This is a genomic window from Streptomyces sp. SM1 (genome assembly GCF_002910825.1).
Lineage (GTDB): Bacteria > Actinomycetota > Actinomycetes > Streptomycetales > Streptomycetaceae > Streptomyces > Streptomyces okerensis.
This window is the reverse complement of sequence record NZ_NEUB01000752.1, coordinates 1-9,487: the sequence shown is the minus strand read 5'-3', so window position 1 is coordinate 9,487 and position 9,487 is coordinate 1. Positions and strand designations below refer to the sequence as shown.

At 72.5% G+C, this 9,487-nt stretch carries 9 protein-coding genes; 5 read left to right on the top strand and 4 right to left on the bottom strand.

The window, feature by feature from the left end:
- Together B9S61_RS22635 and B9S61_RS22630 are read right to left on the bottom strand one after the other, a co-directional pair.
- The coding region (locus B9S61_RS22635; RefSeq protein ID WP_103543916.1) for a carbohydrate kinase at positions 1-833 on the bottom strand (833 nt) is incomplete at its 3' end.
- Positions 834-918: 85 nt separating this feature from the next.
- On the bottom strand, positions 919-1,956 hold the full coding sequence (locus B9S61_RS22630) for a LacI family DNA-binding transcriptional regulator (protein ID WP_103543915.1): 1,038 nt from the start codon (positions 1,954-1,956) through the stop codon (positions 919-921).
- 318 nt (positions 1,957-2,274) lie between these two features.
- Between B9S61_RS22630 and B9S61_RS22625 the strand changes: the two genes are divergently transcribed.
- Positions 2,275-2,694: a Rieske (2Fe-2S) protein gene (locus B9S61_RS22625; protein ID WP_103543914.1), complete on the top strand. Its 420-nt coding sequence runs from the start codon at positions 2,275-2,277 to the stop codon at positions 2,692-2,694.
- Between the two features lie 6 nt (positions 2,695-2,700).
- Here B9S61_RS22625 and B9S61_RS22620 read toward each other — a convergent pair whose 3' ends face one another.
- Positions 2,701-3,648 carry a hypothetical protein gene (locus B9S61_RS22620; RefSeq protein ID WP_103543913.1) on the bottom strand — a complete coding sequence of 316 codons (948 nt, stop codon included), beginning with the start codon at positions 3,646-3,648 and terminating at the stop codon, positions 2,701-2,703.
- Between the two features lie 319 nt (positions 3,649-3,967).
- Positions 3,968-4,135: a hypothetical protein gene (locus B9S61_RS40985; RefSeq protein ID WP_181007485.1), complete on the bottom strand. Its 168-nt coding sequence runs from the start codon at positions 4,133-4,135 to the stop codon at positions 3,968-3,970.
- A 192-nt stretch (positions 4,136-4,327) separates the two neighbouring features.
- Between B9S61_RS40985 and uvrC the strand changes: the two genes are divergently transcribed.
- From uvrC to whiA, 4 genes are all read left to right on the top strand, one after another.
- A complete protein-coding gene (uvrC, locus tag B9S61_RS22615) occupies positions 4,328-6,442 on the top strand; it encodes an excinuclease ABC subunit UvrC (protein ID WP_103543912.1) in 2,115 nt (704 codons plus the stop codon).
- A complete protein-coding gene (rapZ, locus tag B9S61_RS22610) occupies positions 6,439-7,446 on the top strand; it encodes an RNase adapter RapZ (protein ID WP_103543911.1) in 1,008 nt (335 codons plus the stop codon). Before uvrC ends, rapZ begins: the two co-directional genes overlap by 4 nt.
- Positions 7,443-8,510 (top strand): uridine diphosphate-N-acetylglucosamine-binding protein YvcK, encoded by a 1,068-nt coding sequence (gene yvcK / locus B9S61_RS22605; RefSeq protein WP_103543910.1) that lies wholly within the window; start codon positions 7,443-7,445, stop codon positions 8,508-8,510. The genes rapZ and yvcK overlap by 4 nt, the downstream gene beginning before the upstream one ends.
- Positions 8,501-9,487 (top strand): DNA-binding protein WhiA (whiA, locus tag B9S61_RS22600; protein ID WP_103543909.1); only part of this gene is annotated, 987 nt, incomplete at its 3' end. The genes yvcK and whiA, both read left to right, overlap by 10 nt.

The following is a 9,487-nucleotide window of genomic DNA, read 5'->3' as shown; positions in this document are numbered from 1 at the left end:
AGGCCGAGCAGGCGCCGCCAGCCCTCCGGACCCAGCGCGCAGACCCCTTCGGCGCTGAGCGCGTCGCGGGCCGCGAGGCCGTGCAGCAGCGCCGCGTTCACCGTGTCACCCGCGCCGATCGTGTCGGCCACCTCGATCCGCTCGCCCGGCACCGTGTACTCGCCGCCGTCACGGGTGTAGGCCGTCAGACCGTCACCGCCCCGGGTGACCACGACCGCCGCCGGACCGGCCGCCAGCCACTCGCGCGGGGACCCGCCGAGCCAGCGGGCGTCCTCCTCGGACAGCTTCAGCAGCGACACCGACGGCAGCCAGCCGCGGAAGCGGGCGCGGTAGGCGTCGGCGTCCGGGATCAGACCCGCCCGGATGTTCGGGTCCAGTGCCGTGAACACACCCCGCGCGGACGCGGTGCGCATCAGCTCCTCATAGGCGCTCGCACCGGGCTCCAGCACCAGCGAGCAGGTGCCGAAGGACACCGCGCGGGTGCCGGCCGGCAGGGTTCCGGGAGTGGCGAACAGCCGGTCGGCGGTTCCCTCCACGTAGAAGGAGTACGCCGCCGAGCCGCCCGCGTCGACCGTGGCCACGGCCAGCGTCGTCGGCTCGTCACCGCGCTGCACCGACGACACGTCCACCCCGGTCTCCCGCAGCCGGTCCAGCAGCGCCTCGCCGAAGGAGTCACGGGACACCCGGGAGCAGAAGGCGGTGGGGGAGCCCAGGCGGCCCAGCGCGACCGCGGTGTTGAACGGCCCGCCGCCGAGCGCGGGCGTCAACGCCGCGAGCGCGCCCGCGCCCCGCGGTACCAAGTCGATCAGTGCCTCACCGGCTACGACGATCACGAAGGGTCCCTTCTCCGGGGCGGTCGGGCTCATGAGAGCTCATGAGAGCTCAGAGGTCGCAGAAGTCTCAGAGGTCTCAGCGGGCTCATGGGCCCATCGGGTTGTTCGGGCAGCCGCAGGACGTGCGGTGCACGAAGGCGCAGGGGAGTTGCTCCGTCCGCGCGGGGCGGTCCGGCTCGGCGAAGCGTTCCAGCAGTACCCGCACGGCCCGGGCGCCGATCTCCCTGCTGGGCTGGGCGATGGCCGTGAGGCGGGGCGAGAACAGATCCGCCCAGGCGAAGTCGTCGAAACAGCACAGGGCGATGTCCCGGGGGACGGACAGACCGTGGTCCCGCAGAGCCCGCAGCGCGCCGATCGTCATGGCGTTGTTGGCGGTGACCAGCGCGGTGGGAGGCGCGCCGAGGGCCAGCAGAGTGGTCGTGGCCCGCTCCGCTCCGGCCGTCTCGGAGTCGCCGTGCACCAGGAGCCGCTCGTCGTACGGCAGACCGGACGCCGCCAGCCCGTGCCGGTACCCGGTGATCCGCTCCGCGGTCGTGCTGAGCCCCGGCAGCCCGGCGACCAGGCCGATCCGGCGGTGGCCCAGACCGGCGAGGTGGGTCACCAGACGGGTTGTCGGTTCCGTGCTCTCGGCGCACACCTGGTCGAAGCGGAGGCCTTCGCCGCCGGTCGTGGGCGTCCTGACCAGCCGGTCCAGGAAGACGGTGGGCACGCGGTGGCGTCCGAGATAGGCGAGCAGCGCGCTGGGCTGTGCGGACGGCGCGACGATCAGGCCCTCCACGCGGCGCTCGTGCAGCAGCTGGACGACCTTGCGTTCGTGGACCGGGTCGTCGTGCGGATCCGCGATGAGGAGGCTGTAGCCCTGCTCCAGGGCGGCGGCCTCGACGCCCTGGAGGATCTCCGTGAAGTACGGGTTGCTGATCGCCGACACCGCCAGGCCGATCGACCGGGTGCGGGAGGTCACCAGGGAGCGGGCGAGGGTGTTCGGGGTGTAGCCGAGTTCCTCGATGGCGTCGAGGACGGCCTGGCGGGTGTGGGGGAGTACCGGGCGGGTGTCGTTGAGGACGTGGGAGACGGTCGCTACGGAGACGCCGGCGCTGCGGGCCACGTCGGCCATGGTTGCCATCGGGGCGCTCGTTTCCTGCCGTCACCTACGGGTTGGTGGGCACCGTACCCCATGCGGGCGGTGTGCGTAAACGCTTGCGTAAGCGTTTACGCAATGCCGGTGCCGGGCGTGGGGTGTCTGCGCAGTCCGGTGCTTTGCGGGGTGCCGTCGCGCCCACCCGTGCCGCCCTGCGGCACGACTGCCCGCGGTGGCGGTGGCGGTGGCGGTGGCGGAGGGAGAGGAGGCGGAGGCGGGTTCACCCGCGCGCGGTCGGCATGGGTGACCCCGGTATCGTCCCTGGTGGCCCCCGTCTGCCGACGTTTCACCCGTGGAGTTCACATGTCCGCCCGACCCGCCGCGAGCCGCCGTACCGTTCTGCGGGGCGTGGCTCTCACTCCCGTCGCAGCACTGGGGCTCACCGCGTGTCGGGGCGGCGACGACAGGGCCGCCCCGCTGAGCGGGCCCGTCGAGCTCGGACCGGAGAGCGAGGTGGCCAAGGACGGCGCGAAGCTGTACCGGGATCACAACGTGGTGGTCACCCGCGGCGCTGACGGCACTCTCAAGGCGTACGGCACCCTCTGCACGCACGCGGGATGCCCCATCAACAAGCTGGACGGGACGAGGCTGATCTGCCCGTGCCACGGCAGCGAGTTCGACGTCACCACCGGCAAGGTGCTGCGCGAACCGGCCGTGGCGCCGCTGAAGCCGCTGACCGTCGAGGTGAAGAACGGCACGCTGGTCGCGGGCCCGCAGGACTGACCGGAGTCAGTCCCAGTCCCAGGCGATCCCCACGTAACCCGACCGCACGCGCGGTTCCACGAGGTGCACCGCGTGGTGCCGCCCCCTGAGCGGCAGATCCTGGCGCCCTCCGCGTGGTGCCGCCGCCGAATGCTGGGTGAACCGGTGGCAGCGCACCGGGAGCGCCCCGGAGTCGAAGCACACCTGGAGCGCGTACTGGCCGCCGGGCGAATCGGCCCAGCGCAGGTACTCGCGCGAGACGCCGGCCGTGCCGTCCGCGACGGCGTAGCGGAAGAGGTAGGTGTCCCCGGCCCGCAGCCGGGTGTCGAAGAGCAGTTCGACGGCGAGCACGCCGGTGTCGTGGTGCCGCCGCACGCGCCCGGTGCGGCAGTTCTCCAGGGCCTGCACGGTCATCCGCTCCGGTGCGGAGCCGGGGTCGCCGTGGTGGACGGCCACATAGCGGTCGACGCCGTCCCGGTGCGCGCGGACGATGTGGTGCGACTCGCACTCCACGAGCTCCCGGTGCGCTCCGATCCGTACCCGCTCGTGGTGTCCCAAGGTGTGCAGCCCGCTGTCGCGCGGTGTGCCGAAGTCGGCCAGCAGACGTTCCAGGGCGCCCGACGCCTCCACCAGGGAGCGGTAGGAACGGCCGGGGGAGCGAGGGTCCGCCGCGGCTTCGTCCGGCTCGGCGAGCAGCCGGATCAGTGACTCCTCGGGCAGTTGCAGGATCTCCTCCAGCGCCCGTACGGCCCGCAGCGACTCCGGGCGCTGCGGGCGGCGGGCGCCCTGCTGCCAGTAGCTCAGGCTGGTGACACCCACCTTCACGCCGTGGCGCGACAGATGGTGCTGCACCCGCTGCAACGGCAGCCCCCGCGCGGCTATCGCGGCGCGCAGGGCGACGTGGAACGGGCCGCCACGCAGGGCCGAGTCCAGTTCCGCGGTGGCGACGTCCGCGTGCTGTGTGGCGTGCGGCATGCAGGGGCCTTTCTGTGAATGTCCACAACGGCTGGTCAGACCGTTCGCGCGGGGCACCCCGGAGCCCGCCCCCGTCGGCGTGGCGGAGCCTTCACATCCGTACGCCGCCGTTCAGGGTCCCGAGTTCCCCCGCATTGAAGCGTGTTGACCTAGTCCCGACAACACCTGAGGCCCAACGGCGGCGCACACCTGCCGGGGGCCGTGCCGGCCCTCGGGCCGGCACGGCCCCCGGGGGGCACGCGCCGTGATGTGGTTTTCGTCCGTTCCGTGAGCGCTCCGGGAAGGCGTTCGCCGAGCCCGAGCCCTCCGGGAGGTGTTCCTAGGAGCCGCCCGCTCCGTCCGGCGCCTGAAGGCGCGACCGCAGGCGCTTCGCGCGCACGATGTCCGGATCGCGCGGGTCGAGGGACTCGACGAGCGCGGACGTCTCTTCCGTGTACCGGCGGGACCGGGCCGGCCGTCGTGGTTTCTCGATCCGCGTCTGTCGCATCCGACCAGCCCTCCGACTCGTGACCGCCCTGACCGCCCCCGTGACCGTCCGCCGGCTGCCCGCCGACCGTCCGGGGGACGGAACCCCCACCTTCCCGCTTCCCGCCCGCCGTAACCCCATCCGTGCCGTACCGCGCCCACGGCCGTCCACAGCCCCGCCGCGCTGTCGGTCCCCGCCAGTAGGGTGTGAGACATGGCCGACCCCTCCAGCTACCGCCCCAAACCGGGTGAGATCCCCGACTCACCGGGGGTCTACCGGTTCCGCGACGAGCACCGCCGGGTGATCTACGTCGGAAAGGCGAAGAGCCTGCGCCAGCGCCTGGCGAACTACTTCCAGGACCTGGCCGGGCTGCACCCCCGCACGCGCTCGATGGTGACCACGGCCGCGTCCGTGGAGTGGACGGTGGTGTCCACGGAGGTGGAGGCGCTCCAGCTGGAGTACTCCTGGATCAAGGAGTACGACCCCCGGTTCAACGTCAAGTACCGCGACGACAAGAGCTACCCGTACCTCGCGGTGACGATGGGCGAGCAGTATCCGCGCGTGCAGGTGATGCGCGGTCACAAGAAGAAGGGCGTCCGCTACTTCGGCCCGTACGCGCACGCGTGGGCGATCCGGGACACGGTGGACCTGATGCTGCGCGTCTTCCCGGTGCGCACCTGCTCGGCCGGGGTGTTCAAGAACGCCGCCCGCACCGGCCGGCCGTGTCTGCTCGGCTACATCGACAAGTGCTCGGCGCCCTGCGTGGACCGGGTCTCCGCCGAGGACCACCGCGAACTGGCCGAGGAGTTCTGCGACTTCATGGCCGGACGCACGGGCACCTACCTCCGCCGCCTGGAGACGCGGATGACGGAGGCGGCCGAGGAGATGGAGTACGAGCGGGCCGCGCGTCTGCGCGACGACATAGGGGCCCTGAAGAAGGCCATGGAGAAGAACGCGGTCGTGCTCGCCGACGCGACCGACGCCGATCTGATCGCGGTCGCCGAGGACGAGCTGGAGGCGGCCGTCCAGATCTTCCACGTGCGTGGCGGACGCGTACGCGGCCAGCGCGGCTGGGTCACCGACAAGGTGGAGGAGATCACCACCGGCGCTCTGGTCGAGCACGCCCTGCAGCAGCTCTACGGCGAGGAGACCGGCGACGCGGTCCCCCGGGAGGTCCTGGTCCCCGCCCTGCCGGACCCGGTGGAGCCGGTCCAGCAGTGGCTGACCGGGCGGCGCGGCTCGGGCGTCTCCCTGCGCATCCCGCAGCGCGGCGACAAGAGGGCCCTGATGGAGACCGTGGAGCGCAACGCCCAGCAGGCGCTCGTGCTGCACAAGACCAAGCGTGCCTCCGACCTGACCACGCGCTCGCGCGCGCTGGAGGAGATCACCGACGCCCTGGACCTGGACAGCGCCCCGCTGAGGATCGAGTGCTACGACATCTCGCACCTCCAGGGCGACGACGTGGTGGCCTCCATGGTCGTCTTCGAGGACGGGCTGGCCCGCAAGAGCGAGTACCGGCGCTTCCAGATCAAGGGCCGTGCCGGCGACACACAGCTCTGGCACGGCACGGGACAGGACGACGTCCGTTCCATGCACGAGGTGATCACCCGCCGCTTCCGGCGCTACCTCGCGGAGAAGGAGCGCACGGGGGAGTGGACCGACGGCGAGGAACCGGGGGCCGGGACGCCGGCCGGAGGGCTCGCCGAGCCGCCCGCGCACACGCTCACCGAGGACGACGGCCGTCCCAGGCGGTTCGCCTACCCGCCGCAGCTCGTCGTGGTCGACGGCGGCGCCCCCCAGGTCGCGGCGGCCCGGCGGGCGCTGGACGAGCTGGGCATCGACGACATCGCCGTGTGCGGTCTCGCCAAGCGGCTGGAGGAGGTCTGGCTGCCGGGCGACGACGACCCGGTGGTGCTGCCCCGCACCAGCGAGGGCCTCTATCTGCTCCAGCGGGTCCGTGACGAGGCCCACCGGTTCGCGATCACCTACCAGCGGACCAAGCGGACCAAGCGCTTCCGCTCCAGCCCGCTGGACGACGTGCCCGGGCTCGGCGAGACGCGCAAGCAGGCGCTGCTCAAGCACTTCGGTTCGTTGAGGAAGCTGCGGTCGGCGACAATCGATCAGATCTGCGAGGTACCCGGCATAGGCCGCAAGACGGCCGAGACGATCGCCGGGGCCCTCGCCCGGGCGGAACCGGCCGCGCCCGCGGTGAACACGGCGACGGGCGAGATCATGGATGACACGGAAGAACCCCAGCAGGCGACGGGTTCTCCCGGGGAGCCCGTGCCCACGGGTGCCCCGGACGAAGGACGGGGGCAGGAGCGATGACCGAGCACGAGACAGGGCGGCCCGCGGCAGAGCAGGACGGCGCGAGGCAGCACACTGGCGGGACCGAGACCCGCGGGAGCGCCCGCCGGAACAACGGAGCACAGGTGGAAACGGGCAAGGAAAACGGCGGGGTCCCCGAGGCGGGCATCCCCGAGCTGGTGATCATCTCCGGCATGTCCGGGGCCGGCCGCTCGACGGCGGCGAAGTGTCTGGAGGACCTGGGCTGGTTCGTCGTGGACAACCTGCCACCCGCGCTGATCACCACCATGGTGGAGCTCGGCGCGCGTTCCCAGGGCAACGTGGCGCGGATCGCGGTCGTCGTCGATGTCCGCGGCCGGCGCTTCTTCGACAATCTGCGCGAGTCCCTCGCCGACCTCGACGGGCGGGGCGTCACCCGGCGGACCGTCTTCCTGGAGTCCTCCGACGACGCCCTCGTGCGCCGCTTCGAGTCCGTGCGCCGCCCGCACCCCCTCCAGGGCGACGGCCGTATCGTCGACGGAATCGCCGCCGAGCGGGAGCTGCTGCGCGAGCTGCGCGGCGACGCCGACCTGGTGATCGACACCTCCAGCCTCAACGTGCACGAACTGCGGGCCAAGATGGACGCCCAGTTCGCCGGCGACGAGGAGCCCGAGCTGCGGGCCACCGTCATGTCCTTCGGCTTCAAGTACGGCCTCCCCGTCGACGCCGACCTGGTCGTGGACATGCGGTTCCTGCCCAACCCGCACTGGGTGCCGGAGCTGCGCCCGTTCACCGGCCTCAACGAGGAGGTGGCGTCGTACGTCTTCAACCAGCCCGGCGCCAAGGAGTTCCTCGACCGGTACGCGGAGATGCTGCGGCTGATCGCCGCGGGTTACCGGCGTGAGGGCAAGCGCTATGTGACCATCGCCGTGGGCTGTACGGGTGGCAAGCACCGCTCGGTCGCCATGTCGGAGAAGCTCGCCGCCCGGCTCGTCGCCGAGGGTGTGGAGACGGTGGTCGTCCACCGGGACATGGGACGGGAATGACGCGACGTACTCCCCGGCTGAGCCGGCTGCGCAGAGCGGTCCCCGAGGGCCGCGCCGGCCGCCCGGTCGAGACCCGCGGCGCGAGACCGCGCCGCAGGGGTGCCCAGCCCAAGGTCGTCGCCCTCGGCGGCGGCATGGGCCTGTCCGCCTCGCTCGCCGCCCTGCGCCGGATCACCGGCGACCTCACGGCCGTGGTCACCGTCGCCGACGACGGCGGCTCCAGCGGGCGCCTGCGCGACGAACTGGGCGTACTGCCTCCGGGTGACCTGCGCAAAGCGCTGGCCGCGCTGTGCGGCGACGACGACTGGGGCCAGACCTGGGCCCGGGTCATCCAGCACCGTTTCCAGTCCCAGGGCGATCTGCACGAGCACGCCGTCGGCAATCTGCTGATCGTCGCCCTGTGGGAGCAGCTCGGCGACCATGTGCAGGCGCTGGACCTGGTGGGCCTGCTGCTCGGCGCGCACGGGCGTGTGCTGCCCATGTCCGCCGTGCCACTGGAGCTGCAGGCCCTCGTCAGGGGCCACGACCCGGAGCGGCCGGAGGAGGTCGGCACGGTCCGCGGACAGGCCACCGTCGCCCTCACCCCCGGTGAGGTGCAGTCCGTGCACCTCGTGCCGAACGACCCGCCCGCCGTCCCCGAGGCGGTGGCGGCGGTCCTCGACGCGGACTGGGTGGTGCTCGGCCCCGGCTCCTGGTTCTCCTCCGTCATCCCGCATCTGCTCGTGCCCGAACTGCTGGACGCCCTCGTCGAGACGAAGGCCCGGCGGGTGCTCTCGCTGAACCTCGCGCCGCAGCCGGGAGAAACCGAGGGCTTCTCCCCGCAGCGTCATTTGGAGGTTTTGGGACGACACGCCCCTAAACTCGCCCTGGACGTGGTGCTGGCCGACGAGGCCGCCGTGCCCGACCGCGCATCACTGACCGATGCCGCCAAGCGGTTCGGCGCCGCGGTCGAGCTGGCCCCCGTGGCCCGGCCCGACGGAAGCCCCCGGCACGACCCGGAGCTGTTGGCCGCCGCGTACGACCGTATTTTTCGGATGCATGGAAGGATCGGCCCATGGCGATGACGGCAGCGGTGAAGGACGAGATCAGCCGGCTCCCCGTCACCCGTACCTGCTGCAGAAAGGCGGAGGTCTCCGCCATTCTGCGGTTCGCCGGCGGCCTCCACCTGGTGAGCGGGCGCATCGTGATCGAGGCGGAGCTGGACACCGCGATGGCGGCGCGCCGGCTCAAGCGGGACATCCTGGAGATCTTCGGCCACAGCTCCGAACTGATCGTGATGGCCCCGGGTGGACTGCGCCGCGGCTCGCGTTACGTCGTCCGGGTGGTCGCGGGCGGTGACCAGCTGGCCCGCCAGACCGGTCTGGTGGACGGCCGGGGCCGCCCGATCCGGGGTCTGCCCCCGCAGGTGGTCTCGGGGGCCACCTGCGACGCGGAGGCGGCCTGGCGCGGTGCTTTCCTGGCCCACGGCTCCCTCACCGAGCCCGGGCGGTCCTGCTCCCTGGAGGTGACCTGCCCCGGTCCGGAGGCCGCGCTCGCCCTGGTCGGTGCCGCCCGACGGCTGCACATCCCGGCCAAGGCCCGGGAGGTCCGCGGGGTCGACCGGGTGGTGGTCCGTGACGGCGACGCCATCGGCGCGCTGCTCACCCGGCTCGGCGCCCACGAGTCGGTGCTGGCCTGGGAGGAGCGCCGGATGCGCCGCGAGGTGCGTGCCACGGCGAACCGGCTGGCCAACTTCGACGACGCCAACCTGCGCCGTTCCGCCCGCGCTGCCGTCGCGGCCGGCGCCCGGGTCCAGCGAGCCCTGGAGATCCTCGCCGACGACGTACCCGAGCACCTGGCCGCGGCCGGCCGGCTGCGGATGGAGCACAAGCAGGCGTCCCTCGAGGAACTGGGCGCGCTCGCCGACCCGCCGCTCACCAAGGACGCCGTGGCCGGCCGGATCCGCCGCCTGCTGGCCATGGCCGACAAGCGTGCCTCCGACCTCGGCATCCCGGGTACGGACGCCGGCATCGGCGAGGAACTGGACGACAAGCTCGTCGTC

What these genes read in the sequence shown, in the direction of transcription:
- B9S61_RS40985 (WP_181007485.1), bottom strand. Translation starts at nt 4,135, where the DNA reads ATGCGACAGACGCGGATCGAGAAACCACGACGGCCGGCCCGGTCCCGC.
- uvrC (WP_103543912.1), top strand. Translation starts at nt 4,328, where the DNA reads ATGGCCGACCCCTCCAGCTACCGCCCCAAACCGGGTGAGATCCCCGAC.
- B9S61_RS22625 (WP_103543914.1), top strand. Translation starts at nt 2,275, where the DNA reads ATGTCCGCCCGACCCGCCGCGAGCCGCCGTACCGTTCTGCGGGGCGTG.
- yvcK (WP_103543910.1), top strand. Translation starts at nt 7,443, where the DNA reads ATGACGCGACGTACTCCCCGGCTGAGCCGGCTGCGCAGAGCGGTCCCC.
- B9S61_RS22630 (WP_103543915.1), bottom strand. Translation starts at nt 1,956, where the DNA reads ATGGCAACCATGGCCGACGTGGCCCGCAGCGCCGGCGTCTCCGTAGCG.
- rapZ (WP_103543911.1), top strand. Translation starts at nt 6,439, where the DNA reads ATGACCGAGCACGAGACAGGGCGGCCCGCGGCAGAGCAGGACGGCGCG.
- B9S61_RS22620 (WP_103543913.1), bottom strand. Translation starts at nt 3,648, where the DNA reads ATGCCGCACGCCACACAGCACGCGGACGTCGCCACCGCGGAACTGGAC.